Annotated in this window: 25 protein-coding genes and 1 pseudogene; 13 read left to right on the forward strand and 13 right to left on the reverse strand. The window is 66.5% G+C overall.

All coding sequences use genetic code 11. From position 1 onward, the window contains the following. Positions 1-15: 15 nt before the first annotated feature. The 4 genes and pseudogenes from E8L99_RS21970 to E8L99_RS21985 form a co-directional block, all read right to left on the reverse strand. Positions 16-702 (reverse strand): class I SAM-dependent methyltransferase, encoded by a 687-nt coding sequence (locus E8L99_RS21970; protein ID WP_137101563.1) that lies wholly within the window; start codon positions 700-702, stop codon positions 16-18. An 8-nt stretch (positions 703-710) separates the two neighbouring features. Further along, a pseudogene (locus E8L99_RS21975) lies at positions 711-1,784 on the reverse strand (homocysteine S-methyltransferase family protein); the annotation flags it as partial. A 70-nt stretch (positions 1,785-1,854) separates the two neighbouring features. Continuing rightward, positions 1,855-2,772 (reverse strand): methylenetetrahydrofolate reductase [NAD(P)H], encoded by a 918-nt coding sequence (gene metF / locus E8L99_RS21980; RefSeq protein ID WP_137101565.1) that lies wholly within the window; start codon positions 2,770-2,772, stop codon positions 1,855-1,857. After that, complete coding sequence (locus E8L99_RS21985) at positions 2,772-3,803, reverse strand: ArsR/SmtB family transcription factor (RefSeq protein WP_137102236.1); 1,032 nt, start codon at positions 3,801-3,803, stop codon at positions 2,772-2,774. Before E8L99_RS21985 ends, metF begins: the two co-directional genes overlap by 1 nt. 136 nt (positions 3,804-3,939) lie before the next feature. On the opposite strand from E8L99_RS21985, the gene E8L99_RS21990 reads away from it, so the two are divergent. From E8L99_RS21990 to E8L99_RS22000, 3 genes are all read left to right on the forward strand, one after another. Beyond that, on the forward strand, positions 3,940-5,148 hold the full coding sequence (locus E8L99_RS21990; protein ID WP_137101566.1) for a PA0069 family radical SAM protein: 1,209 nt from the start codon (positions 3,940-3,942) through the stop codon (positions 5,146-5,148). 34 nt (positions 5,149-5,182) lie between these two features. Beyond that, entirely contained in the window at positions 5,183-5,626 is a 444-nt protein-coding gene (locus tag E8L99_RS21995) for a VOC family protein (protein ID WP_137101567.1), read from the forward strand. 190 nt (positions 5,627-5,816) lie between these two features. Then, on the forward strand, positions 5,817-6,434 hold the full coding sequence (locus E8L99_RS22000) for a ribonuclease HII (RefSeq protein WP_137101568.1): 618 nt from the start codon (positions 5,817-5,819) through the stop codon (positions 6,432-6,434). A gap of 4 nt (positions 6,435-6,438) precedes the next feature. Here E8L99_RS22000 and E8L99_RS22005 read toward each other — a convergent pair whose 3' ends face one another. Both E8L99_RS22005 and E8L99_RS22010 read right to left on the reverse strand, forming a co-directional pair. Further along, positions 6,439-7,287 (reverse strand): uracil-DNA glycosylase, encoded by an 849-nt coding sequence (locus E8L99_RS22005; RefSeq protein WP_137101569.1) that lies wholly within the window; start codon positions 7,285-7,287, stop codon positions 6,439-6,441. Positions 7,288-7,378: 91 nt separating this feature from the next. Further along, positions 7,379-8,008, reverse strand: a complete 630-nt coding sequence (locus E8L99_RS22010) for a transglutaminase-like cysteine peptidase (RefSeq protein ID WP_137101570.1) — start codon at positions 8,006-8,008, stop codon at positions 7,379-7,381. Positions 8,009-8,261: 253 nt separating this feature from the next. On the opposite strand from E8L99_RS22010, the gene E8L99_RS22015 reads away from it, so the two are divergent. Then, entirely contained in the window at positions 8,262-9,938 is a 1,677-nt protein-coding gene (locus E8L99_RS22015; RefSeq protein WP_137101571.1) for an electron transfer flavoprotein-ubiquinone oxidoreductase, read from the forward strand. Positions 9,939-9,990: 52 nt separating this feature from the next. On the opposite strand, the gene E8L99_RS22020 is transcribed toward E8L99_RS22015, so the two are convergent. Both E8L99_RS22020 and E8L99_RS22025 read right to left on the reverse strand, forming a co-directional pair. After that, positions 9,991-10,401, reverse strand: coding sequence for a GFA family protein (locus E8L99_RS22020; protein ID WP_137101572.1), 411 nt, complete (start codon positions 10,399-10,401; stop codon positions 9,991-9,993). 109 nt (positions 10,402-10,510) lie between these two features. Beyond that, positions 10,511-10,894: a hypothetical protein gene (locus tag E8L99_RS22025; RefSeq protein WP_137101573.1), complete on the reverse strand. Its 384-nt coding sequence runs from the start codon at positions 10,892-10,894 to the stop codon at positions 10,511-10,513. Between the two features lie 189 nt (positions 10,895-11,083). On the opposite strand from E8L99_RS22025, the gene E8L99_RS22030 reads away from it, so the two are divergent. The 6 genes from E8L99_RS22030 (at position 11,084) to glyS (ending at position 16,363) form a co-directional block, all read left to right on the forward strand. Next, on the forward strand, positions 11,084-11,506 hold the full coding sequence (locus tag E8L99_RS22030) for an OsmC family protein (RefSeq protein ID WP_137101574.1): 423 nt from the start codon (positions 11,084-11,086) through the stop codon (positions 11,504-11,506). 133 nt (positions 11,507-11,639) lie between these two features. Beyond that, positions 11,640-12,383 (forward strand): hypothetical protein, encoded by a 744-nt coding sequence (locus E8L99_RS22035; protein ID WP_137101575.1) that lies wholly within the window; start codon positions 11,640-11,642, stop codon positions 12,381-12,383. 34 nt (positions 12,384-12,417) lie between these two features. Then, positions 12,418-12,618 (forward strand): hypothetical protein, encoded by a 201-nt coding sequence (locus tag E8L99_RS22040; protein WP_137101576.1) that lies wholly within the window; start codon positions 12,418-12,420, stop codon positions 12,616-12,618. Between the two features lie 85 nt (positions 12,619-12,703). After that, positions 12,704-13,645: a glycine--tRNA ligase subunit alpha gene (locus tag E8L99_RS22045; protein WP_215907029.1), complete on the forward strand. Its 942-nt coding sequence runs from the start codon at positions 12,704-12,706 to the stop codon at positions 13,643-13,645. Continuing rightward, on the forward strand, positions 13,642-14,118 hold the full coding sequence (locus E8L99_RS22050; protein ID WP_137101577.1) for a DUF3828 domain-containing protein: 477 nt from the start codon (positions 13,642-13,644) through the stop codon (positions 14,116-14,118). Before E8L99_RS22045 ends, E8L99_RS22050 begins: the two co-directional genes overlap by 4 nt. Positions 14,119-14,212: 94 nt before the next feature. Further along, positions 14,213-16,363 carry a glycine--tRNA ligase subunit beta gene (gene glyS, locus E8L99_RS22055; RefSeq protein WP_137101578.1) on the forward strand — a complete coding sequence of 717 codons (2,151 nt, stop codon included), beginning with the start codon at positions 14,213-14,215 and terminating at the stop codon, positions 16,361-16,363. A 179-nt stretch (positions 16,364-16,542) separates the two neighbouring features. On the opposite strand, the gene E8L99_RS22060 is transcribed toward glyS, so the two are convergent. After that, positions 16,543-17,310 (reverse strand): tRNA1(Val) (adenine(37)-N6)-methyltransferase, encoded by a 768-nt coding sequence (locus E8L99_RS22060; RefSeq protein WP_137101579.1) that lies wholly within the window; start codon positions 17,308-17,310, stop codon positions 16,543-16,545. 77 nt (positions 17,311-17,387) lie between these two features. After that, on the reverse strand, positions 17,388-17,615 hold the full coding sequence (locus E8L99_RS22065) for a putative signal transducing protein (RefSeq protein ID WP_137101580.1): 228 nt from the start codon (positions 17,613-17,615) through the stop codon (positions 17,388-17,390). A 111-nt stretch (positions 17,616-17,726) separates the two neighbouring features. Between E8L99_RS22065 and E8L99_RS22070 the strand changes: the two genes are divergently transcribed. Both E8L99_RS22070 and queC read left to right on the forward strand, forming a co-directional pair. Beyond that, positions 17,727-18,734: a polyprenyl synthetase family protein gene (locus E8L99_RS22070; RefSeq protein WP_137101581.1), complete on the forward strand. Its 1,008-nt coding sequence runs from the start codon at positions 17,727-17,729 to the stop codon at positions 18,732-18,734. A gap of 2 nt (positions 18,735-18,736) precedes the next feature. Further along, positions 18,737-19,447: a 7-cyano-7-deazaguanine synthase QueC gene (gene queC / locus E8L99_RS22075; RefSeq protein ID WP_137101582.1), complete on the forward strand. Its 711-nt coding sequence runs from the start codon at positions 18,737-18,739 to the stop codon at positions 19,445-19,447. On the opposite strand, the gene E8L99_RS22080 is transcribed toward queC, so the two are convergent. Both E8L99_RS22080 and E8L99_RS22085 read right to left on the reverse strand, forming a co-directional pair. After that, positions 19,444-20,340: a 4-(cytidine 5'-diphospho)-2-C-methyl-D-erythritol kinase gene (locus E8L99_RS22080; RefSeq protein ID WP_137101583.1), complete on the reverse strand. Its 897-nt coding sequence runs from the start codon at positions 20,338-20,340 to the stop codon at positions 19,444-19,446. The two genes, queC and E8L99_RS22080, sit on opposite strands and share 4 nt — an antisense overlap. 9 nt (positions 20,341-20,349) lie before the next feature. Beyond that, positions 20,350-22,137 carry a tetratricopeptide repeat protein gene (locus E8L99_RS22085; protein WP_252511187.1) on the reverse strand — a complete coding sequence of 596 codons (1,788 nt, stop codon included), beginning with the start codon at positions 22,135-22,137 and terminating at the stop codon, positions 20,350-20,352. Between the two features lie 251 nt (positions 22,138-22,388). Between E8L99_RS22085 and prmB the strand changes: the two genes are divergently transcribed. Then, entirely contained in the window at positions 22,389-23,315 is a 927-nt protein-coding gene (gene prmB, locus E8L99_RS22090; RefSeq protein WP_137101584.1) for a 50S ribosomal protein L3 N(5)-glutamine methyltransferase, read from the forward strand. Between the two features lie 423 nt (positions 23,316-23,738). On the opposite strand, the gene E8L99_RS22100 is transcribed toward prmB, so the two are convergent. Continuing rightward, positions 23,739-24,239, reverse strand: a complete 501-nt coding sequence (locus E8L99_RS22100; RefSeq protein ID WP_137101586.1) for a GNAT family N-acetyltransferase — start codon at positions 24,237-24,239, stop codon at positions 23,739-23,741. Between the last annotated feature and the right edge of the window lie 95 nt (positions 24,240-24,334).

Here is a 24,334-nt window from a genome sequence, read left to right on the forward strand (position 1 = left end):
ATACCAATTTTGCTTTCAGGCACGGGCGAGCCAACCCTGGACCCAAAGGCCACGGTAGAAGGGCTCGACAAAAGTGAATCCGGCTTCGGTCAGCAGAGCGACTTCGCGCTCCGCTGACACGGTGTTGAGGCTCGTTGCGACCATGGAGGAGGCGTAGGCAATCATGTCTTCGGGGGCGCCCTTGAAGCGTCCGAACGCGGAATAACGCGCCAGGGCCGCTGCGAAGTCGGGGCCCTCTCTGTCCATGCACCCATCGATGAGCACGAAGGGCGCGCCCGACTTCAGGCGGCGATGGATTTCGCGCAACGTGGAAAGCTTGCTGCCGTCGTCGGGAACGAAATGCAGCACCAGGAAGCAGGTGGCGGCGTCGAAGGGGCCGTCGGGCGCGTCGCTCGCATAGCCTTCGATCAGCGTGATCCGCTGATCCGCGCCCATGGCCGCCAGGCGCTGGCGCGCCATGTCGAGCATCAGCGGAGCCGGGTCGACGCCGGTGAAGCGCCAGCCCGGCCCAACCTCGGCGAATTTCGCCATCTCAATGCCGCCACCGGCACCGACCACCAGCACATGGCCGTCCGCCGACATGGTCTCCATCAGCAGGACACTCGCCATGTCATGGCTGGCGTCATAGCCGGGAATGAACAGGCGCGGCCCCCGCTCATAGGCGGCGACCGCATCGGGATCCTGGAAATGGGCCTGGCTCATGCCGCGAACTCGAACGCCTCCAGCCCCGAGAGGCGGAGCTTGGCGTCGAGCACCGGCACCTTGCGGGGCGCCACGCCCTTCACCGCCTTGGCGATGGCCGCGATATGGTCCGGCGTCGAGCCGCAGCAGCCACCGACAATATTGACCATGCCGGACGTGGCGAACTCGCCGACCATCTCGGCCATCGCCTCGGGGCTCTCGTCATAGAGGCCGAACTCGTTGGGCAGGCCGGCATTCGGATAGGCGCAGACCAGCGTATCCGCGACCCGCGACAGGGTCTGGATATGGGCACGCATCTCCTTGGCGCCGAGCGCGCAGTTCAGCCCGATCGAATAGGGGCTGGCATGGCGGAGCGAGAACCAGAACGCTTCCGTCGTCTGGCCGGACAGCGTGCGGCCTGAGAGATCAGTGATCGTACCGGAGATCATGACCGGCAGGCGGACGTGTCTCTCCTGAAACACCTCCTCGATCGCCACCAGCGCCGCCTTGGCGTTGAGGGTGTCGAAGATGGTCTCGACCAGCATGATGTCGGCGCCGCCATCGATCAGGCCGCGCGCCTCCTCGGCATAGGCCTCGCGGAGCTGGTCGAAGGTGATCGCGCGGAAGCCCGGATTGTTGACGTCCGGCGAGATCGACGCGGTGCGGTTGGTTGGGCCGAAGGCACCGGCGACGAAGCGCCGGCGGCCGTCCTTGGCTTCCGCCGTGCGGGCGGCATTCTTGGCGAGACGCGCACCCTCGTAGTTCAGCTCATAGGCCAGCTCTTCCATGCCGTAATCGGCCTGGGCGATGGAGGTCGACGAGAACGTGTTGGTCTCGACCATGTCGGACCCCGCCTCGAAATATTCGAGGTGGATCGCCTCGATCACGTCCGGCTTGGTCAGGATCAGAAGGTCGTTGTTGCCCTTGAGGTCGTGGGTCCAGTGGGCGAAGCGCTCGCCCCGGAAATCAGATTCCGAAAACTTGTAGCGCTGGATCATCGTGCCCATGGCGCCGTCGAGCACCAGGATGCGCTCGGACGCGGCCTTGGTCAGGGCGGCGAGCACGTCGGCGCCATCGGAATGGCGGTGCGGGAACTGGGTCATGGCGGGCCTCCGGGAAAGGGGCTGGATGTCGAGACGGCTCTATAGATGGCTTTGCGTGAACGGCGGGTGATCAGGCCGCCTCGGCCTTGGCGGCGGCCGCTTCCGGCCGCATGCCGAGGAGATGGCAGACCGCATAGACGAGGTCGGCGCGGTTCATCGTGTAGAAGTGGAACTCGGTGATGCCGCGATCGACCAGGTCGAGCGCCTGCTCGGCGGCAACCGAGGCCGCGATCAGCTTGCGGGTCGCGGGATCGTTCTCCAGACCCTCGAACCGCTTGGCGAGCCAGTCGGGAATGCTCGCGCCGGTGCGCGCGGCAAAGCCCGCCGTCTGCTTGAAGTTCTGCACCGGCACGATGCCCGGCACGATCGGGATGTTGATGCCGGCCGCACGCACGCGGTCGAGATAGCGCAGATAGAGATCGTTATCGAAGAAGAACTGGGTGATGGCGCGGGTCGCGCCCGCATCCACCTTGCGCTTCAGCATCTCGATGTCGCGCTCCACCGAGCCGCTTTCGGGATGCATTTCCGGATAGGCCGAGACCGACACCTCGAAATCGCCGATGGCCTTGATGCCGGCGATCAGTTCGGGCGAGCCCTCATAGCCGCCGGGATGCGACGTATAGGCCGTGCCGACGCCGCCGACCGGGTCGCCACGCAGCGCCACGATGTGGCGCACGCCGGCCGCCCAATAGTCGCGGATGACCTCGTTGACCTGATCCTTGGTGGCGGCCACGCAGGTGAGATGGGCCGCAGGCTTCAGCGCCGTCTCCTTGACGATGCGCGACACGGTCGCATGGGTGCGCTCGCGGGTCGAACCGCCGGCGCCATAGGTCACCGACACGAAGGAGGGATTGAGCGGCGCCAGGCGCTCGACCGATTCCCACAGCGTCTGCTCCATCTCCTCGTTCTTCGGCGGGAAGAACTCGAAGGAGACCTTCAGGCGGGAGGCGGACACATAGCGGCTGGGCCTATAGGCAGAACTGGACATCACACGGCCTCGACTTCAGGAAGACCCGGCAGAGCGGGGGCGTCGGTCACGATGCGGGGATCGCGGCCGACCCAGATGGAAACGGTCAGGTGTTCGGCGCCCTTGGTGTCGGGCGTCAGATTGTGGAAGCCGGCAGGCTCGAGTCCCGCCGCCTGGAACCAGGCCTCGATCGCCTCGCGGGAAAAGCCCAGGCGGCGATGCGCCTGCGTCTCGCGCAGGAACTCGACCTCGTGCGGCGCGAAGTCGACCACCACCAGACGGCCGCCCGGACGCAGCACACGGGCCGCCTCGCGGATGGCGCGCTGGCCATCGTCGAGGAAGTGCAGGACCTGATGGATGATGACGGCGTCATAGGCATCGCGCGGCAGGGCCAGCGCATAAATGTCGCCGGCCCGCACCGAGCAGTGCCGGATGCCGGCCTTGTCGAGCGCGGCGCGCGCCAGTGTCAGCATCTCCGGGCTCGCATCGATGCCGAGACCGCGATCGATATCGGGCGCGAAGAGCTCCAGCATCCGGCCCGTGCCGGTGCCGAGATCGAGAAGCGTGCGCACCGGCCGGCCCGAAAGGGCCTCGCGAACGGCCTTCTCCACCCGCTCCTCGGCGACATGCAAAGCACGCAGACGGCCCCAATCGGCCGCATGGCGGGCGAAGAAGGCCTGCGCCTCCTCCGACCGCTTGGCGCGGACTTCGGCCAGGCGCTCGCGGTCGCTGGCGAGAATGGGATCGGCGGGGTCGACCAGCTTGACCAGGGTCGCGACCGCCCTGCCCGCACCGCCCTCGCTCGCCGCCCGAAAGAAGGCCCAGGACCCCTCTTTCACCCGCTCGACAAGGCCAGCCTCGAGCAGAAGCTTGAGGTGGCGCGAAATGCGGGGCTGGGACTGGCCGAGAATATCCACCATATCGGTGACCGTCAGTTCCGCTTCCACGACCAGCGCCAAGAGGCGCAGACGCGTGGGCTCGCCGACCGCGCGGAGCACCGCGACGGCGTCGTCGAAACCATGGGATCGGACGAGGGATTTGGGGGTCTTCAGCACGGGCTCAACTCACATATAAAGATATCTTTATACGCGCATTGCGATTTCCGCAAGAGCCTTGCGACCCGAAACGCGCGAACCGGCGGCCTCAATGTTCTTGTTTTGATCTCCATGCAATGCTAGCTCTTGAGGCATGGGACGCATCGCACGCCAACTGGATTCGAGCCTTGCCGATCGGCTGAATGCCGGCGGCCTGGAAGCGGCTGCGGCCGAACTGTTCGGCACCAAGACGGCCCATGCCCTCGACCTGTCCTCGGGTCCGGGCGTGGACGAAAAGCGGCGGCGCGGCCGGGGCACGCTGACCAACGCGTCCGGCCGGTTCGAAAAGCAGAGCCGCGAAGGCTTCGACGACGGCTGGAATTCGCTCGACGAACTGCCGGCCTTCGCCACCACCGTCACCGAGGAAAAGGCCAAGCGGATCATCACCCGCAACGAGAGCCCGGATCTCTCCTTCGACCGCTCGATCAATCCCTATCGGGGCTGCGAGCACGGCTGCACCTATTGTTTCGCGAGACCCAGCCACGCCTATATGGGCCTCTCCCCCGGCCTCGACTTCGAGACCAAGCTCTTCGCCAAGCCGAACGCCCCGGAGCTTCTGGAAAAGGAGTTGGCCGAAGCAGGCTACCAGCCGCGCACCATCGCGCTTGGCACCAACACCGATCCCTACCAGCCGATCGAGAAGCAATGGGGCCTGACACGCCGCATCCTCGAAGTGCTGGAACGCGCCAATCATCCGGTCGGCATCGTCACCAAGAACCATCTGGTCACGCGCGATATCGATATCCTCGCCCGCATGGCCGAGAAGGGCCTTGCCAAGGTGGCGCTCTCTGTCACCACGCTCGACCGCAAGCTCGCCCGCTCGATGGAGCCGCGGGCCTCGACGCCGCCGAAGCGCCTGGAGGCGATCCGCATGCTGTCGGAAGCCGGCATCCCGACCGCCGTGCTGGTCGCGCCGATCATTCCGGCCGTCAACGATGCCGAGATCGAGCGCATCCTCGATGCCTGCTGGCACATGGGCGCCCGCGAGGCCGGCTATGTGCTGCTGCGACTGCCGCTGGAAATCCGCGACCTGTTCCGCGAATGGCTGGTGGCCAACAAGCCGGATGCCGCTCGCCATGTGCTGTCACTCGTGCAGGGCACGCGCGGCGGCAAGGATTACGACTCCGCCTATGGTGTCCGGCAGAAAGGCACCGGCCCCTTTGCCTGGATGATCGGCCGCCGCTTCGAGATGGCGATGGAACGGATCGGCTATGGCAAGCGTCGCTTGAGACTGACGACGGACTTGTTCACACCGCCCGCCCGCAAGGGCAAGGCGCCCGCCGAGCAGCTGAACCTGTTCTGAGCTGGCGCGCCGCCTTCACCGAGAGGATCTCACCATGACGGATCGGCCTGCCGCCGCGATTGCGATCATCACCCTTGGCGTCGCCGATGTCGCCCGCGCCACCCGGTTCTACGAGGCGCTGGGTTTCGTCCTTTCCAGGGGCGCGAGCCAGGACACCATCAGCTTCTTCCGCGCGGGTGGCGTCGTGCTTGCCCTGTTCGGGCGGGATGCCCTCGCCCATGACGCGGCGATGGCAACGACCTCAGCCGGCCCCTTCGGCGGCATCACCATCGCCCGCAACCTGCCCTCGCCCGAGGCGGTCGATGCCGCCTTTGCAGAGGCTCTGGCAGCGGGCGCGACGGCCCTCAAGCACCCGGAGAAAGTGTTCTGGGGCGGCTATTCCGGCTATGTCGCTGACCTCGACGGCCACCCGATCGAACTCGCCCACAATCCGTTCTTTCCGCTTGGGCCAGACGGAACGGTCACCCTGCCGGACTGACGCTCGAAGGCCGCTTCAACATCTTGAATCATTTTGGCAACGCCTGCGGCCGAGGATTCAATCTCGCAGAGACATCACGCAAGCAACTGATCGCAAAGCGAAAACAGCTCGCTCTTGAATCAGATTTTTCAGTTGGTCCCGGCCATCGCAACGCGCTTGCAGCTCAGACCCGTTCGGGCGAGATAGCGCCATGGCGCTGATCTGTCCCACCTACATCATCGAGACGCAGGCCGTGGCCCAGGGCCTCGGCCCCGTAGCCGGCATCGACGAGGCAGGCCGCGGTCCATTGGCTGGACCGGTGGTTGCCGCAGCAGTGATCCTCGATCCAGCCGATATCCCCGCTGGCCTCGCCGATTCCAAGATGCTGACGGAAGAACGACGGGAAGAGCTTTACGCTGAGATCATGCAGTCGGCGCTCGCGGTCGCCTGCGCCTCGTCATCACCAGCCCGGATCGACCGGATCAATATCCGTCAGGCGACGCTCTTCGCCATGAGTGCCTGCGTCTCGGCGCTGGCGATCAGGCCCCGCCACGTCCTGGTCGATGGCAAGGATGTGCCGCCGCTGCCGCTCGGCCTGTCCGGCGAGGCGATCGTTGCGGGCGATGCCAAGGTCGTGTCGATCGCAGCCGCCTCGATCATCGCCAAGGTCCACCGCGACCGGCTGATGCGCCGTCTGGCAGAGGCCTACCCGGCCTATGGCTTCGACATCCACAAGGGTTACGGCACCGCCCAGCATCGCGCGGCCATAGCCGAGCACGGCCCGACGCCGGACCACCGCATGACCTTCGGATCGTTGAAGGGGCTCTGAGCGATCAGAGACCGAGCATGGCCTTGATCGTCAGCATGTCGCGCCAGGCCTGCCGCTTGGCGAGTGGGCTGCGCAGCAGATAGGCCGGATGCAGGATCGGCAATGCCGGGATAGTCCTGCCACCGGTGTCGTAGTCGACCGCCCGTCCCCTCGCCCGCATGATTCCCTTGATGCCCAGCAGCGTCTCGGTCGACGGCGCACCGACGCAGACCAGCAGGTCGGGGGCCTTCAGCTCGATCTGGCGCCGGATGAACGGCTCGCAGATGGCGATCTCCTGCGGCGTCGGCGTGCGGTTGCCCGGTGGCCGCCAGGGAATGATGTTGGCGATATAGGCATTGGTCTGCCGATTGAGGCCGACCGCCGCCATCATCCGGTCGAGCAGCTGGCCGGACCGCCCGACGAAGGGCTTGCCCTCCATGTCCTCCTCGCGTCCCGGCGCCTCGCCGACGAACATGATGCGCGCATCGCGGGCACCATCCTCGAACACCGTGCGGGACGCGGTGGTCTTCAGCGCACAGCCGTCGAAGGTTTCCAGTAGCGCCTTCAACTGATCAAGATCGACTGCGGACAGGGCCAGCTCGCGGGCAGCCGACACGGCGGCTTCCGGCGCTGGCGGCGAGCCAACGGCGCTGACCGGGTTTGGCCGCGCTGGGACAGCTGGCCGGCCAGGCTCCGGCCGCTCGGCAAGACGGTCGGACACCCGCTCGGCAACCGCGGCACTGCGCTGGGCCGCATCGGCGCGAGCCTCGGCAAAGCGATCGATCGCCTCCTCGGACAGCGGCACGTCGACGCCGGCATCGCGGTAGAAGACGAGAAGCGCCTCGACGGCTTCGGGGGTGAGCGTTGCGACCATCAGGCCACCATAACGGAAAGGCCGGGACGCTGCGACTCGTCCCGGCCTGCTCTCGACCCCCTGCGACCAAGCGGGGGAGAGGATTGGATGTTCAGCGGCGCGGCATGGCGGCGAGCGCCGGGCCCGGTGTGCGGCCGCCGTCGAGCAGGACCCACTGGTTGGGATCCGTTGCCGCCTGGCGCTTGATGAAGCGGTAGCCCGTCTCGTGCCAGAGCTTCACCTCGTTGGAGAAGTTGTCGAGCACATAGTCGCCGCGATCGGTGACGACGGTCAGGATGGCGTGGCCATCGCCGTTCAGGTCGCGCACCACGGTGATCAGCAGCGATTCCCGGGGAAAACCGAGGGCGATCAGCCGGCGCTTCTTCTCCAGCACCAGATCCTCGCAGTCGCCCTTCCCGTCGACGGGATAGGTCCAGTATTCCTCGACGCCGAAATGGTCCTGGTCGGACACCTGCTCGACTTCGCGGTTGACCTGGAGATTGACGCGGGCGAGCTGGCCAAACGCAGCCGACGACAAGGTCGTCTCACGCGCCGCCGGCGAGCGCAGCCGGCAATCGGCAGCATTTTCCGCGCAGAACTGCACCCAGCCGATCGGCGGGCTGGTGGAGGCACCGGCAACCAGCGAGGCATTGCGCCGCTGCGGCTGAGCGTCAGCCGCACCGATGCCAGCGACCGATGCCGCGAAAGCGAAAACGTAAAACCAGGACGCAAAGCGACGCATGGGTGAAAACCCCTGAACCCGACGATGACTGCCCTGCGACCCGGGGCCATTAATCTCCTGTTAATCTTTCGGCTTCAAGCGCCGCGTTAAGATATCGTTAACGTCTCTTACCAAAGGGTTAATTTGACCCCTCGGTTTTGCGTGAACCTCGGTCCAAGCGACGCGTTGTCATGACGGCTCCAGCGTGCTTTAGAAGCCTGCAAAGGTAGGCGAAGCGCGCGTGGATGCGGGCGCGGGCGCGAGAGGGACTGGCATGGCTGACCATCAGGAACTGCCCGAGCGCGAGGGCATGGACTATGACGTGGTGATCGTCGGCGGCGGCCCGGCGGGCCTGTCGGCGGCCATCCGGCTGAAGCAGATCAATGCCGAACTGACCGTCGTCGTCGTCGAGAAGGGCTCCGAGGTCGGCGCCCACATTCTCTCCGGCGCGGTGATCGATCCCTCGGGCCTCGACAAGCTCTTGCCGGAATGGCGCACCGACCCGGACCGGCCGCTGAAGGTCGAGGTCACCGACGACCGGTTCTATTTCCTTGGCCCCGCCGGCGGCATGCGCCTGCCGAACATGGCCATGCCGAAACTGATGAACAACCACGGCAATTTCATCGGCTCGCTCGGCAATGTCACCAAGTGGCTGGCGGCCCAGGCCGAGGCGCTCGGCGTCGAGATCTATCCGGGCTTTGCCGCGTCCGAAGTCCTGTTCAACGACAAGGGCGAGGTCATCGGCATCGCCACCGGCGACATGGGCGTTGCCCGTGACGGCACGATCACCGACCGGTTCACGCGCGGCATGGAGCTTCGCGGCAAATACACCCTGTTCGCCGAAGGCGCGCGCGGCCACCTGAGCAAGCAGCTCATCGCGCGCTTCAAGCTCGACGAGGGCAAGGAGCCGGCGAAGTTCGGCATCGGCCTGAAGGAGATCTGGCAGGTCGCGCCGGAGAACCACAAGCCGGGCCTCGTCCAGCACTCGTTCGGCTGGCCGCTCGACATGAAGACCGGCGGCGGCTCGTTCCTCTATCACGCCGACGATGGCCTGGTTTACGTCGGCTTCGTTGTCCACCTGAACTACGAGAACCCGACGCTCTCGCCCTTCGACGAGTTCCAGCGGTTCAAGCAGCACCCGTTCATCCGCCCGACGCTGGAAGGCGGCAAGCGGCTGAGCTATGGCGCCCGCGCCATCACCGAAGGCGGCTGGCAGTCCGTGCCGAAGCTCACCTTCCCCGGCGGCGCGCTGATCGGCTGCGCGGCTGGCTTCGTCAACGTGCCGCGCATCAAGGGCTCCCACAATGCGGTGCTCTCCGGCATGCTGGCGGCAGAAAAGCTCGCCGAGGCGCTGGACGACGGCCGCGCCCATGATGAGCCGCTGGCCTACGAGCTCGCCTGGCGTTCCAGCGCCATCGGTCAGGACCTCTACAAGGTGCGCAACGTCAAGCCGCTCTGGTCGAAGCTCGGCACGATCGGCGGTGTCATGCTGGGCGGCATCGACATGTGGACCAACGAGCTGTTCGGCTTCTCGTTCTTCGGCACGCTGAAGCACGGCAAGCCGGATTCAGCCACGCTGAAGCCGATCGCCGACGTGAAGCCGATTGTCTATCCCAAGCCCGACGGCGTCATTTCCTTCGACAAGCTGTCGAGCGTCTTCGTCTCGAACACCAATCACGAGGAGGATCAGCCGATCCACCTCACGCTCAAGGACCCCTCGGTCCCGATCGCCAAGAACCTGCCGCTCTATGGCGAACCGGCCAGGCTCTATTGCCCGGCTGGCGTCTACGAGGTGGTCTATGCCGATGCGGTTGCGAAGACAGACCCGAAATTCGTGATCAACGCGCAGAACTGCGTCCACTGCAAAACCTGCGACATCAAGGACCCCGCCCAGAACATCAATTGGGTGACGCCGGAAGGCGGCGGCGGCCCGAATTATCCGGGGATGTGAACGGTCATAAAAAAGGGCGCCTCGGGCGCCCTTTTTCTTGCTCAATTCAACCTCACCGCGGCGGTGGGAACTTCTCGAAGGCCGGCACCCCCTCGGGGAACTGGTGAAACGGCTGCGCCTCCGACGTGTAGAACACGACCTGCGGGCCGCCGAACACGGACGGGTCGTCGAGCCCGCCAACCTTCAGGATCACTGCATTGGGGCGGCGCGGACTGCGGGTGGCCAGATGCGTTCCGCAGGTGGCGCAGAACTCGCGGGTCACCGGATTTTCGAGATCGGGACGGCTGAACTGAGCAGGTTCGCCCTTCACATAGCGATAGCCCTCGACCGGCACGGCCATGAAATAGTTTTCCGCGCCGCCGGCGATCTTCTGGCATTCGCGGCAATGGCATTGGCCGCGAAACATGGGTTCGCCTTCGACCTCGTAGCGTAGCGCACCGCAATAGCATCCGCCCGTCAGCATGACCGCTCTCCCTCCGCATCGGGCCGCGAGGCTAGAGCGGGTCGGATCGCGTGGCGAGAGGCCCTGACCGAAAGGCAGAGATCCGGTGGGGAACTGGCGGTGAAGGCGTCTAGCGCCCCACCCGGTGCAGCACGGCGGTGTGGCCGTTGCGGCAGGACGTCTTGATCCGGTCGCGCGTCTCCAGCGTGACGGTGCAGCGCGTATCGGAGGTCGTGCGCCCATCGGCGCAGATGCCCTGGAAGCGGATATTGGCCGTGAGGCCATTCACCTGGCCGCCGCCGCGCGTGCCGCAACTGGACGCCGTGCGGGTGGTGAACACCTCGCGCGCCTCGATCTGGTGGCCCGAGACGCGAATCTCCACCCCGGCCCGCCCGCCGGGCTGGCTTGCCCATTGGCCGGCGAAATCGGTGGAACGGCGCTCGGCTGCTCGCGGCTGCGCAAGCGCCGGTACGGTGGCGATCAGGAGGGTGGCGAGGGCGAGGCGGTACAGCATGGCGCCATCCTTCCGGGGGAGTTGCGGCGAATCCGTGGCCTTCATCTTATCAAGCTTTGACCCATGCGCGCGACGCGCCTGCCGCCGCATACCTGCGTGTCGGGCAAAGTTCCGTCTCGCGGATGTCGTCATGCGGAACCTATCTGTGTTGCCCGGCGTTCCGCTGGAAGGCCTTGAAGGAGACCCCCGATGATCCGCACCGCAAACGCCCTCTGGACCGGCACCGGCCGCGACGGCAAGGGCCAGATCTCCACCCAGTCCGGCGTCCTTGACGGCTCGCCCTACGGCTTCAACACGCGCTTCGAGAACGAGAAGGGCACCAATCCCGAGGAACTGATCGCGGCTGCCCATGCCGGCTGCTTCACCATGGCGCTCGCCTTCGCGCTGCAGGCCGCGGGCTTCACCGCCACCGAGCTGAAGACCGACTGCGCCATCACGCTCGACAAGGAAGGCTCCGGCTTCAAGGTGTCGAAATCGGCGCTCACGCTCACCGCCACCGTTCCGGGCATCGAGAAGGAGAAGTTCGGCGAGATCGCCGCCGGCGCCAAGGCCGGTTGCCCGATCTCCAAACTTCTGAATGCCGAAATCAGCCTCGACTGGACGCTCGCCTGACTGCACTTCGCGAACCCGAAGGGGCCGTGATGACAGCGGGTCAGATTATTCTGCAATAGAGGCGTTGCGTTGACCGGTCCCTTACGTTTGGTCAGATAGGGTGGCGGGATCGCAAACCGCCGCCCCGAGCGCCATGGCCGACGATTTCGCCCTCGCCTACCGCAAGAACCGCACCTCCGGCACCGCCGCGCGCAGTTCGGGGGTCTCGCTGCCTTGGCCCATCCTGGCCCTCGTCGGCCTGGTGCTGGGTGCGCTTGGCGCGGCAGCCGCCGGCTTCTCGCCTCTCGGCCTCTTCAGCCTCGGCCAGCCAGCATCACGTGGCGCCGCCGTGGCCACATCGGCAGCCGAAGGCCCGCGCGTCATCTCCATGGTCCCGGGCGTCAAGGTCACCGCGACTGGCAGCGCCTTCGGACCAAACCTGATGAGCAACCAGCAATTGCGCCAGGTCTATCTGCCGGTTGGACCGGTCCTTCTGCGGTTCGAGAGCAGCTTCATCGAGATCGACGGACCGAAGCTCTATCCGCCGCCGCTCGGCACGCAGCGCCAGGAGCGGCGCATCCTCGATCACGCGATGGTGCTCGGCAACATGCTGCGCCCGCTTGGCTATACGCCCTGCGACCTGCATCTCCGCTACGTCGCGGCCGCCAACATCAACCTGTTCATCGGCGGGTTCATGGCGCAACGCACCCCGATACAGACCGATGCTGCGCCCAACACCACCTTCTGGCAGCGGCCCGAGACAAGCAGCGTCCGGCGCGTTGTCCAGGAGCTCGCCGAGCGCGGAGCCATCGGCCTGGCCGATTTCGGCCGCGACACGTCGCCGGAAGTCAAAGGCCTGTTTCAGGGCATCCGGCAGGTCCAACCGGCCTGCGGCTGACTGCCGCGCTTTCGCCGGATTTGGCGCCGCTTATATGATGGTCGTTATCGTGAAGGCGCCGATGGAGGATTCGATGTCGCCCCTGCTGGTCGGAACTGTCATCGCCGTCGCGCTTGCGGCCTCCTATGCACTGCTGCGCCGGGCCGTGCTGCAGGCCCATCAGCCCGTGCGGGCTGAAATCCAGGTCCGCCGCCTGCGCCGCGATCCCGTCACCGGCGAATACCGCCCCATGTGACGCCGCGGTCGCCGCATCCGCGGTTGACCCCTTCACGGCCTGTCCTTATTGCTCGGCGCGCCCTAACACCCAAGGCGCCCGTCCGATGTTGCATACCGACCTGCCGGCCCACATGCGGCCAGACCGCTCGTTCCAGGGCCTGATCCTGGCGCTCCAGACCTTCTGGGCCGACAAGGGCTGCGTCATTCTCCAGCCATACGACATGGAAGTGGGCGCGGGCACGTTCCATCCCGGCACGACACTGCGCGCGCTGGGCCCCAAGCCCTGGAAGGCCGCCTATGTGCAGCCTTCCCGCCGCCCCAAGGATGGGCGCTACGGCGAGAACCCCAACCGCCTGCAGCACTATTACCAGTTCCAGGTGATCCTGAAGCCGAACCCGCCCAATCTGCAGGAGCTCTATCTCGGCTCGCTGGAGGCCATCGGCCTCGACCAGAAGGTCCACGACGTGCGCTTCGTCGAGGATGACTGGGAAAGCCCGACGCTAGGCGCCTGGGGCCTTGGCTGGGAATGCTGGTGCGACGGCATGGAAGTCTCGCAGTTCACCTACTTCCAGCAGGTGGCGGGTTTCGAATGCGCGCCGGTCGCCGGCGAACTGACCTATGGCCTGGAGCGCCTCGCCTGCTACCTGCAGGGCGTCGACAGCATCATGGAACTGAACTTCAACGGACGCGAGGGCGCCGAGAAGGTGACCTATCGCGATGTGTTCCTGCAGGCCGAGCAGGAATATTCGCGGCACAATTTCGAACATGCCGACACCGCCATGCTGTTTGAGCAGTTCAAGATGGCCGAGGGCGCATGCCGGAAATATCTGGCGGCCGGTGCACCGGCGAATGATGGCGGACGTCATCTCATGGTGCTGCCGGCCTATGACCAGTGCATCAAGGCCAGCCACACATTCAACCTGCTCGATGCCCGCGGCGTCATCTCGGTCACCGAGCGGCAGAGCTACATCCTCCGGGTGCGCGAGCTGGCCAAGGCCTGCGGCGCCGCCTGGCTGCAGACCGAAGCTGGAGGCGCTGCCGCATGACCCTTACCCGTCGCACCCTTGCCGCTGCGTTGTTTCTCGCCGCCGCACCCGCCATGGCCCAGCAGGCCGCCGGCCCCGATCCGGTCGCAGCGCTGCGCGCTTTCTACGCCAAGCCGGAACGTGCTCCGGCGGAGCCGTTCATGTCGCAGCGCCTGCGGCGTCTCTACGAAGCGCAGAAGCGCCGCAGCGCCACGGCAGAGGGACCCTTGTCCGGTCTGGACTTCGGCTTCGACTGCGGTTGTCAGGACCATGACGATAACTACCGGACCCGGAACCGCTACCGCCTCGTCTCCCGCGACGAGCGGAAAGCGAAGGTGACCGTCACCGTGAAGCTCTTTGCGGACCAACCGGAGACCCAGGACATCACCTTCGACCTCGCGCTGCAGAACGGCCGCTGGTTGATCGACGACGTCTCGGGGGCAAGCGGCGACATCTCCTGGGTCCTGTCGCGCCTGCTGCAGATGCGAGGCTGAAGGCGACGATCGCGGCGCCGGTGCCGCACTGAAATCCCGGGCCGCCCAGCGGCCTACCCGCCCTCGTAAGGGGCTGGCGAAGAGACCAAAACCCATGCCCGATCTTCTGATTGAACTCTTCGGCGAGGAAATCCCGGCCCGCATGCAGGCCGATGCCGCGGCCCACCTGCAGAAGGCCGTGACCCAGGCGCTGGTCGATCGCGGCTGCCTCTATGAGGGCGCCCGCGCGCTGGTCACCCCGCGCCGCCTGGCCCTCTCGGTCCACGGCCTGCCGGTGGCAACCCCCGACATCAAGGAAGAGCGCAAGGGCCCGCGGAACAACGCCCCGATGCCAGCCGTTCACGGCTTCTTCAAATCACTAGGAATTCCGCCCCAAGGCTTCGCTCACGCTGATACGCTTCTGCCGGGCGGTAGCGTGGTTCTCGGTGAAATCACGGTAGAGTTGCGTGGTTCCGGAGCAGACGCTGTCTTCTTTGCAATCCGCAATAAGCCGGGCCGCCCGACCGCTGAGGTCATTGCCGAGATCGTGCCGGCTGTGGTGCGCGCCTTCCCCTGGCCGAAATCCATGCGCTGGGGCGCGGCCTCGGTCTCGACGAGTTCGCTCCGCTGGGTGCGCCCGCTCCATTCCATCGTCTGCACCTTCGGCCCTGAGACCGAGGAGCCGGAGGTGATCGCCTTCGACATCGACGGCATCGTCTCGGGCAACGCAACCCGCGGCCACCGCTTCATGGCGCCGGACGCCATCCGGGTGAAGCGGATGGACGATTATATCGACAGCCTCGAGCGCGCGAAGGTCGTCGCCGACCCGGAGGAGCGCAAGCGCCGCATCCTCCACGACGCAAAGACCCTTTGCTTCGCGCAGGGGCTGGAACTGGTCGAGGACGAGGGCCTGCTGAATGAGGTCGCCGGCCTCGTCGAATGGCCGGTGGTCCTCATCGGCTCCTTCGAGGAAGCCTTCCTCGCGATCCCCGACGAGGTCATCCGCGCCACCATCCGCGCCAACCAGAAATGCTTCGTCGTCCGCGATCCGAAGACCGGGCGCCTCGCCAACCGCTTCGTGCTGACCGCCAATCTGGAAGCGGCTGACGGCGGCAAGGCGATTGTCGCCGGCAATGAGCGGGTGATCCGCGCCAGGCTCTCGGACGCGCTCTATTTCTACGAGACCGACCAGAAGCCGCTGCCGGACTTCGAGACCTTCCCGACGCCGCTCGACCAGCGCATGGCGAAGTTGCGCGCGCTCAACGTCGTGTTCCACGAGAAGCTGGGAACCCAGGGGGCCCGCGTCGACCGCATCAAGGCACTGGCGCGCCACATCGCGCCGCTCGTGGGTGCTGATCCGGATCTGGCCGAACGCGCGGCCGAGCTCGCCAAGGCCGATCTCATGACCGAGGTCGTCGGCGAATTCCCCGAGGTTCAGGGCCTGATGGGCCGGAAATATGCGGTGCTGCAGGGCGAGCCCGAGAGCGTGGCCGCCGCCATCGAGGATCACTACAAGCCGCAGGGCCCGAGCGACCGCGTGCCGACCGACAAGGTGGCGGTTGCCGTGGCGCTGGCGGACAAACTGGATGTGCTGGTTGGGTTCTGGCGTATCGATGAGAAGCCGACGGGGTCGAAGGATCCGTTCGCGCTGAGGCGTGCGGCTTTGGGCGTGATCCGCCTGCTGGTCGATAATGGCCTGACATTCCGCCTGACAGCGTTGGACGGCTTTTCGGCCGACCTCCTCTCCTTCTTCCACGACCGCCTGAAGGTCCTGCTCCGCGACCAGGGCCAGCGTCACGATCTCGTCGATGCCGTGCTCGGCTCCGGCGAGGGCAATGATGACCTGCTGCTCGTCGTCCGCCGCGTCGAGGCGCTGGCTGCCCTGCTCGCCACCGACGACGGGAAGAACCTGCTCGCCGGCACCAAGCGCGCCATGAACATCCTGCGCATCGAGGAGAAGAAGGACGGCCGCACCTATTCCGGTGCGCCGGACGCCGCCCTCATCCATGCGGGCCTGCCGGAGGAGCGCGCGCTCTACGGCCTGCTGCAATCGGCAACGGCGCATGCCCGCGATCACGTGGCGAAGGAAGATTTCGCCGGCGCGATGAAGGCGCTCGCCGAACTCCGCCCGGCCGTCGATGCCTTCTTCGACAAGGTGACGGTCAATGCCGAGGATGCGGCTGTGCGCGAGAACCGGCTGAAGCTGCTGGCCGAACTGCGCGCGGCGACGGCAACGGTGGCCGACTTCGCCAAGATCGAGGGCTAGGAAAACGTCCTTCGAGGCTCGCTTCGCTCGCACCTCAGGATGAGGTGAGGAGAGAGGCGGACAGAAACGGGGTCCGACCGCTCGCGCCGCCCTATCCGTTCCTCATCCTGAGGTGCGAGCGAAGCGAGCCTCGAAGGACCAATTTGAGGTCACCCGAACGACGGGCCAGACGGCAGCGCCTAGACGAGCGCCGCTCCGCCCCTCAGCACAGCCTCGGCCGCGTCCGTCGGCTTGCCCTCGCCGTCCTGCAGAACCAGCCCCGGCAGGATCGACACCGGCGCGCGCGAGCCCTTGGTCCCCGTGACAATGAGACGGACCGCGGCGGCACCGGGCTTCGGATGGATCGGCGTCAGCTGGATGCCGCCGAACCTTCCGCTCATGGCGGAAAGCAGCGCCTCCGGCTGGTCGGCACGGTGGATCATGGTCAGCGTGCCGCCGGGCCTGAGCACCGCCACCGCCGTGCGCAGGAAGGCACCGATCAGCCCTTCATCCGCCGAATGGGCTTCGCGCCGCCCAGCCTGCGGCGAGGCGCGGTGGCGGGCGACATCATGAAAGGGCGGGTTGGTCATCACCCGGTCGACGGCGCCGAGAAGCAGCCCGGCTCGCTCGCGCATCGGGCCACGGGCGCGTGCATCCATCACGATCACCCGCGTGCGGTTGCCCACCCCGTTCAGCCCGGCATTGCGCTCGGCAAGGGCCGCCAGCCCTGGATCGATTTCAACCAAGGTGAGATAGCCAACCGCCACCCGCGCCGCGAGACAGAAGGCCGCTGTTCCAACGCCTGCGCCGAGGTCGAGCACCCGGTCGCCAGGCACGGCTGGAACCGCTGCGGCGAGCAGCACCGCATCATGGCCGGCGCGATGGCCCTGGCGGGGCTGCAGCAGCGTGACACGGCCGCCAAGGACGGCGTCCTTCGTCGTGTCGGAAAGGGCGGTCTCCTCGTCCATGCTGAAACCATGCCACGGAACGGCCCGCGCGCCCATGCGCAGGGTCAAGCCCTGAGGCAGTTTCCGGCCAGGTGTGGCTATTGCATCGGCCGCAGCTCATCGCCGAGCCCGGCATCGATGAGCAGGCGGCGGGTGCTCTCTGCCCTGTCGTCCGGCACCAGAATGCGGATCGGGAAGGCGACGATCCCCGCCTCCAGCGCCGAGATGTGGCGGTCGGCCACCACGAAGGGAATGCCCGCGCTGGTCAGCAGCGCCTCGACGGCCGAGATCAGAACCGGGTCCGGTGTGCGGATGATTTCCCTCAAATTGCGTGGCTCCTCGCGCGAATGCGACTTTTCGTGACGCTGCAATGGCTTGAGAACCTAGCACCTTCTTTCTATGGTCCGCCCGGTAATCCCCGCTGACCGGAGCATGGTGTGGCAGTCGTCGTCCCGTTCGAAAAGGAAACCGCGTCCATCGAGGCCATGGTGCGCGCCACCAAGGCCGACATGGAACGCGTCAACGCGATGATCCTGTCGCGCACCGGCTCCGAGGTCACCATGATCCCGGAAGTGGCGAACCACCTGATCTCGTCGGGCGGCAAGCGGCTTCGCCCCATGCTGACGCTCGCGACAGCGGCGCTGGCCGGCTATCATGGCGACGGCCATGTGAAGCTCGCCGCGGCGGTTGAGTTCATGCACACCGCCACCCTCCTGCACGATGATGTGGTCGACGAGAGCGACATGCGCCGCGGCAAGCCGGCGGCCCGCATGGTCTGGGGCAACGAGGCCTCCGTGCTGGTCGGCGACTTCCTGCTCGGCCAGGCCTTCAAGATGATGGTCGAGGTCGGCTCGATGCGCGCGCTCGACATTCTCGCCACCGCCGCAGCCGTCATCGCCGAGGGCGAGGTGGCCCAGCTTGCCGCCGCCAAGAACACCGCCACCACCGAGGACGAATATCTCACCGTCATCAAGGGCAAGACGGCCGAGCTGTTCGCTGCTGCCTGCGAAGTCGGCCCGGTGATTGCCGACCGTCCCAAGGCCGAACAGGCCGCCGCCCGCGCCTATGGCATGAATCTCGGCATCGCCTTCCAGCTGGTCGACGATGCGCTCGACTATGGCGGCAAGGCGCAGAAACTCGGCAAGAATGTCGGCGACGATTTCCGCGAGGGCAAGATCACCCTGCCGGTGCTGCTGGCCTTCCGGCGCGGGACCGAACAGGAGCGCCTGTTCTGGAAGCGGACCCTGGTGGAAAGCACCATCGAGGACGGCGATCTCGAGACGGCCATCGGCCTGATGACCAAGCACAGTGCGCTGGCCGACACGGTGGAGCGCGCCCGCCACTATGGCGACAAGGCCAATGATGCGCTGGCCCTGTTCCCCGACGGCGCGATGAAACACGCGCTGATGGAAGCTGTCGCCTTCTGCATCGCCCGGGCGCACTGAGCATGGCCGAGGCTGGCGGGGCGCTGGTCCTGTTTTCTGGCGGCCAGGATTCGGCGACCTGCCTCGCCTGGGCGCTCGACCGGTTCGACCATGTGGAGACGCTGGGCTTCGACTATGGCCAGCGCCATCTGGTGGAGCTGGCCTGCCGCGCCGCGATCCGCGATGGCCTGCCGACGATCCGGCATGGCTGGGAGCAGCGGCTCGGCCCCGATCACACGCTGAACCTCGCCGCCCTCGGCGAAGTGTCGAACACCGCGCTGACCCGCGACATGGCGATCGAGATGGGCGAGAGTGGCCTGCCCAACACGTTCGTGCCCGGCCGCAATATCGTGTTCCTCACCTTCGCCGCGGCGCTCGCCTATCGGCGTGGCCTGAAGCACATCGTCGCCGGCATGTGCGAGACCGATTATTCCGGCTATCCCGACTGCCGCGACGACACGATCAAGGCGCTTCAGGTGGCGCTCAATCTCGGCATGGACAAGCGCTTCGTGCTGCACACGCCGCTGATGTGGATCGACAAGGCGGCAACCTGGCGGCTTGCCGAAGATCTCGGTGGCAAGCCGCTGGTGGACCTCATCGTCGAGCAGTCGCATTCCTGCTATCTCGGCGACCGCGCCCACCACCACGACTGGGGCTTCGGCTGTGGCACCTGCCCCGCCTGCCAGCTGCGCGCGGACGGCTGGCGGCGCTATGTGGCTGAACCCGTCGCCTAACCCAGCATGGTCGACTTGATCCACCAGTCCGGATGGACAGCACGGATCTGCTGCGCGGCCGCGGCGCTCGCCCGGCACGTGTCGAACAGCCCGAACACCGTCGCGCCCGATCCCGACATCCGCGCCAACCGGCATCCGGGCGCCTGACGCAGCAGGCCGAGCGCCTCTCCGATCACCGGAGCAAGGGCGATCGCCGGCGGTTCGAGATCGTTGCGGGTGCCGACCAGCAGCGTCACGAGGTCTGCGCGACGCCGTGCGAGGGAGGAGGATTCCAGCGCGTGGCGCTCCAGGCGCGCAGCCGGATCGGCTGGGCATTCGCGGCCCGGTTCCAAGGCCAGCTTGCGGAACACGTCCGGCGTCGGCACAGCGACCCGTGGATTGATCATCAGCGCCGGCAGGCTCGGAAGATCGATCGCCTGACCAAGGTCCGCGCCCGTGCCACGCATCATCCGGGTGCGCGGGTCGAGGCAGACAGGCACATCCGAACCGGTGAGCCGCGCGGCTTCCATGACGCGGGGATCGTCGAGGGACAGCCGTCCCGCCTCGGCGAGCAGCCGCAAGGCCGCCGCTGCATCCGAGGAACCGCCGCCAAGCCCCGCCGCAACCGGCAGCCGCTTGGTCAGCGTGAACAGGCCACGCGGCAGATCTGGCACGCGATGGGCAAGAAGATGCGCCGCCTTCAGCACGAGATTGTCGGCATCGGGCCCCGCTGCCGCGGCAGCCGGCCCCTTCACGATCAGCGCGAAGTCGGTGCCACCGGGGGCGAAGCTCAGATCGTCGCCAGTCCGGGCGAAGACGACCAGGCTTTCGAGATCATGATAGCCATCGCTCCGACGCCGCCTCACCGCCAGCGTCAGATTGACCTTGGCCGGCGCGAAGGCATCACGCAGCATCGCCTGCCGTCAGTTCGGCGATGATTGCGGCTGAGCCTGGCCCGTGGTCCGGCTGCCGGCGAGCGGCGATTCCTTCAGGCCATTGGCGATCTTGTCGAGGATGCGCGGCAGGTCGGTCGGCTCGGGCTTCAGATCGCGCGCATGGTTCCACTGGAACTGCGCATCGAGCGTGCGGCCAACGCGCCAATAGGCATCGCCGAGATGATCATTGAGCACCGGATCCTCCGGCTTGAGTTCGATCGCGCGCTCAAGCTCGGTCACCGCTTCCTCGAACCGTCCCAGCCGATAATAGGCCCAGCCGAGGCTGTCGACGATGTAGCCGTCCTCCGGCGTCAGTTCGACGGCCTTGCGCACCAGCGCCAAGCCCTCCTCGAGATTGATGCCCTGGTCGACCCACGAATAGCCGAGATAGTTCAGCACCTGGGCACGCCCGCGCGCATTGTTCTCGGGCACCAATTCCATCGCCTTCCTCAGGTCGGCTTCGGCCTTGGCCCATTGCTGCGAGCGCTCGTAGGAAATGCCGCGGAAATAGAAATAGATCCAATGCTGCCGGTCGGGATTGGGGATCAGCGCCAGCGCCTTGGTGTAGACATCGGCGGCCTCGGCGAAGATCTTGCGGCCCCGCAGGATGTTGCCGAGGGCCTGGAGCGCTTCCAGATCGTCAGGCTTGGCGGCAATCAGCGCCGTCAGGGACTTGCGGGCTTCGTCCGTCTCTTCCAGCAGGTCGAGGTTCAGCGCCCGCTGCACCTGGGCATTGCGATAGACCGGCGACGTGTTCGGGATCATGTCGAACACGGCAATGGCGCGGCGCGGCAGCTTCAGGAACTCGTAGAGATCGGCGAGCGACAGGATGGCGAGCTCGTGCTCCGGCTCGATCCAGCGGGCAAGCTGCAGATAGATGAGGGCCAGGTCCTCACCACCCTGGCGCGACAGCGCGGAGCCGAGGCCGTAGAGCACTTCGGCGACACCCTGCTGGCTGGTGCGCACCATCGGCGGCAGCGTCGCATTCGCCTCGCGCAGGCGCCGCTCGGCATCCTGGACGATCGGGTGGTTAGGAATGACCTTGCCATAGGCCGAATAGATCTTGAGGGCTTCCTCGGCGTTCTTTGCCCGCGAGGTCCAGCGGCCATAGGCATCGACAATGCGCAGGATGGTCGAATCCAGGCGATAGGCCTCCTCCAGCCGGCGGCCGGCATCGGGCCGGCGGCCGGCCGCGTCGAGGATCAGGCCGGCATGGAACTGCTTGAACAGGTTGAACCAGTCGGCGCCCACCAGACGATCGACCACTTTCACGGCCTCGGTGGAATCGCCGGACCCCATATAGGACCAGCCCAGCAGAAGGGTGGAGGTCAGGTCGGCATTGGCGCGCGGCGCCGCGTTCAGATGGGTGCGGGCCGCCTGGTACTGGCGCGTCTTCAGCGCCTTCACAGCCAGCGTCAGGCGCGCCAGGCGGTGCTGACGGTCAACCTGGATCAAGCGCTCGGCGAGCGGCGCGGCCTCGTCGATATTGCCATCGGCGAGCGTCGTGACGAAGGCGCGCTCGAGGATTTCGGCGTTGCGCGGGTCCTGACGCAAGGCAGCGCGCCAGAACACCGAGGAAGCCGCAGTGTCGCGCGCATTGGCCGCCAGACGGGCAGCCAGCACATTGCCATAGACCGATGTGCGCAGCGCATCCCGGAACAGCGGGGTCGCGCCAAGCGGCTGGTAGGTGGTCGGAGGGGCCGCGGACGCCGCCGGCATGCCACTAACCACGGCCAGGACAAGGGCTGAGGCGCGAAGGAAGGTCTTGAAGGTCACTGTCGCTCTTTCGTCATCACGACCGGAAGGCGGCCCTTCGCTGCAACCAGCGCCGGCAAGCCCAAATCATCTGACCACATTGCCCTCAGAAGGGGGTGATCCGCAAGGCGACCATGGTTTCGGAAAGCGGCGAGGACGTGGCAACGGCTGCCCAACTTGTCGGCATCTCCGGCCGGCGCAACGGTGCAAAGCTTGAATGTCGGGGCTCCAGCCGATAGGTGCAGCCAGCACCGTTTCAGGAACTGCACGCCATGGCCTCACCCGCCCCCTCGCCGGCCGACGACCTGGTCACCATCCGCGATCTCGTGCGCTACGGCGTCAGCCGCTTCAATGCGGCCAGGCTCACCTATGGCCATGGCACGGCAACCGCCGTCGACGAGGCAGCCTTCATGGTGCTGGAGAGCCTGTCGCTGCCGGTGGACGAACTGGCGCCCTGGCTCGAGGCACGGCTGACCTTCGCGGAACGCGGCAAGATCATCGACCTGTTCGAACAGCGGATCGCCACCCGCAAGCCGGCGCCCTATCTGCTCGGCAAGGCCTATATCCAGGGCATACCGTTCCGCGTCGACGAGCGTGTGATCATCCCGCGCTCCTATCTTGGCGAATTGCTGCTCGGTGGCACGCTCGGCCAGGACGGTCTCGGTCTGATCCCGGATCCCTTCGCCATCACCTCGGCGCTTGATCTCTGCACCGGCTCCGGCTGCCTAGCGATCCTCGCAGCCATGTGCTTTCCGGAAGCGGCCGTCGATGCGGTCGACCTGTCGTCCGATGCGCTCGACGTCGCGAAGCTGAACGTGGCCGATCACCACATGGAGGAGCGCGTGCGCCTCGAGCACGGCGACCTGTTCGAGCCGCTTGCCGGACGCCGCTATGACCTGATCATCGCCAACCCGCCTTATGTGGCCGCCGCCGAGGTTGCCGCCTTCCCGCCGGAATATCAGAGCGAGCCCGTGCTCGCGCACCATGGCGGGCCCGACGGCCTCGACACGGTGCGCCGCATCCTGGCCCAGGCCGGCACCTATCTGAACGCGAATGGCGGCCTGCTCTGCGAGATCGGCACGGGGCGTGATCTGATCGAGCAGGAATTCCCCAACGTGCCGTTCCTCTGGATCGATACGGAAGCCAGCGACGGCGAGGTGTTCTGGCTGAATGCGCGAGATCTCGGCCTGCAGGCCTGACGATCAGCGGCACATATAGGTCGAGCGCACCGGATTTCCGTAGGCGTCGAAGACCCAATGGCGGTGCATGCAGACCCTTGGACCGCCCCGGTCGACAACAGTCGATCCGAACCGGGCGCGGTGGCTCATAACGGCCATTGACCCATAGTCTCCAGAGCGAAGCCCGGCACCGCGGAAGCCGGTCCCATGGAAACCGCCGCCATGAAACCCGCTGCTATGAAACCCGCCGCCGTGAAACCCGCCGCCGCGACCAAAGCCGCGCGCGTCCGCGCTCGAGGCGCTGCCCAAGGCGATAGCTGCAACCGCGAGGGCCGCGAATGCGCTTGACCGGATCATGATCGTCTCCAGGGTAAGGGACGGGCCTCGTTGCCCGTTCAGCCATAGGTCGATCGATCAAGGCGCAAGGTTCAAGCCGACGAGGGCCTAAGCCTCACCGGCCAGGGCATCCAGCCTCTCGCCGTCCAGCCGGTAGAAGATCGCTGGCCGGACCTTCATGCCCATCCGCTCGTAGAAGCGCTGCGCACCCTCGTTCTGCGGTTCTGCGGTGAGGTCCAGGCGATGGATCCCGCGAGCCCGGGCATGTGCCGCCAGGAAGCGCAGAAGCGCCTCGCCGATCCCGCCGCCACGCGCTGTCTCGACGACAAACAGGTCCTTGAGAAACAAGACTCCGCCCAGCCGGCGGCCCGGGTGGATCAGCGCGAAGAAGGCGATGCCCACTGGCAGACCATCACGCCGCGCCAGCACGATCTGCGTGGCGAGATCGGGGTCGGTCTCGATGCGGCGGAGCATCGCTGTGACATCCTCGGCGCTGCTCGGCTCCAGATGCGGATTGTAGTACCGGTCCATCGCCTGGTTCATCCAGACGATGTCGGCATGGTCGGCCGGGCCGCAGAGGTGGATGTCGATGGGTGTCTGCGGGCTCATGGGCGTCCTTGATCGCGTCAGAACGACGCGACCGCCATCAAGCCCTCAAGGCACCGTCAATTCCAATTCAACGCTCTGACGCTATCCATCAGCCG

Source organism: Phreatobacter aquaticus (genome assembly GCF_005160265.1).
GTDB classification, from domain to species: Bacteria; Pseudomonadota; Alphaproteobacteria; order Rhizobiales; family Phreatobacteraceae; genus Phreatobacter; species Phreatobacter aquaticus.

Excerpts from the sequence above, each read along its gene's own strand:
- E8L99_RS22045 (WP_215907029.1), top strand. The coding sequence starts at position 12,704 with ATGTTGCATACCGACCTGCCGGCCCACATGCGGCCAGACCGCTCGTTC.
- queC (WP_137101582.1), top strand. The coding sequence starts at position 18,737 with ATGGCCGAGGCTGGCGGGGCGCTGGTCCTGTTTTCTGGCGGCCAGGAT.
- E8L99_RS21995 (WP_137101567.1), top strand. The coding sequence starts at position 5,183 with ATGACGGATCGGCCTGCCGCCGCGATTGCGATCATCACCCTTGGCGTC.
- E8L99_RS22010 (WP_137101570.1), bottom strand. The coding sequence starts at position 8,008 with ATGCGTCGCTTTGCGTCCTGGTTTTACGTTTTCGCTTTCGCGGCATCG.
- E8L99_RS22005 (WP_137101569.1), bottom strand. The coding sequence starts at position 7,287 with ATGGTCGCAACGCTCACCCCCGAAGCCGTCGAGGCGCTTCTCGTCTTC.
- E8L99_RS21970 (WP_137101563.1), bottom strand. The coding sequence starts at position 702 with ATGAGCCAGGCCCATTTCCAGGATCCCGATGCGGTCGCCGCCTATGAG.
- E8L99_RS22020 (WP_137101572.1), bottom strand. The coding sequence starts at position 10,401 with ATGCTGACGGGCGGATGCTATTGCGGTGCGCTACGCTACGAGGTCGAA.
- E8L99_RS22100 (WP_137101586.1), bottom strand. The coding sequence starts at position 24,239 with ATGAGCCCGCAGACACCCATCGACATCCACCTCTGCGGCCCGGCCGAC.
- E8L99_RS22060 (WP_137101579.1), bottom strand. The coding sequence starts at position 17,310 with ATGGACGAGGAGACCGCCCTTTCCGACACGACGAAGGACGCCGTCCTT.
- metF (WP_137101565.1), bottom strand. The coding sequence starts at position 2,772 with ATGTCCAGTTCTGCCTATAGGCCCAGCCGCTATGTGTCCGCCTCCCGC.
- E8L99_RS22025 (WP_137101573.1), bottom strand. The coding sequence starts at position 10,894 with ATGCTGTACCGCCTCGCCCTCGCCACCCTCCTGATCGCCACCGTACCG.
- E8L99_RS21990 (WP_137101566.1), top strand. The coding sequence starts at position 3,940 with ATGGGACGCATCGCACGCCAACTGGATTCGAGCCTTGCCGATCGGCTG.
- E8L99_RS22015 (WP_137101571.1), top strand. The coding sequence starts at position 8,262 with ATGGCTGACCATCAGGAACTGCCCGAGCGCGAGGGCATGGACTATGAC.
- prmB (WP_137101584.1), top strand. The coding sequence starts at position 22,389 with ATGGCCTCACCCGCCCCCTCGCCGGCCGACGACCTGGTCACCATCCGC.
- E8L99_RS22040 (WP_137101576.1), top strand. The coding sequence starts at position 12,418 with ATGATGGTCGTTATCGTGAAGGCGCCGATGGAGGATTCGATGTCGCCC.
- E8L99_RS22030 (WP_137101574.1), top strand. The coding sequence starts at position 11,084 with ATGATCCGCACCGCAAACGCCCTCTGGACCGGCACCGGCCGCGACGGC.
- glyS (WP_137101578.1), top strand. The coding sequence starts at position 14,213 with ATGCCCGATCTTCTGATTGAACTCTTCGGCGAGGAAATCCCGGCCCGC.
- E8L99_RS22080 (WP_137101583.1), bottom strand. The coding sequence starts at position 20,340 with ATGCTGCGTGATGCCTTCGCGCCGGCCAAGGTCAATCTGACGCTGGCG.
- E8L99_RS22050 (WP_137101577.1), top strand. The coding sequence starts at position 13,642 with ATGACCCTTACCCGTCGCACCCTTGCCGCTGCGTTGTTTCTCGCCGCC.
- E8L99_RS22000 (WP_137101568.1), top strand. The coding sequence starts at position 5,817 with ATGGCGCTGATCTGTCCCACCTACATCATCGAGACGCAGGCCGTGGCC.
- E8L99_RS22035 (WP_137101575.1), top strand. The coding sequence starts at position 11,640 with ATGGCCGACGATTTCGCCCTCGCCTACCGCAAGAACCGCACCTCCGGC.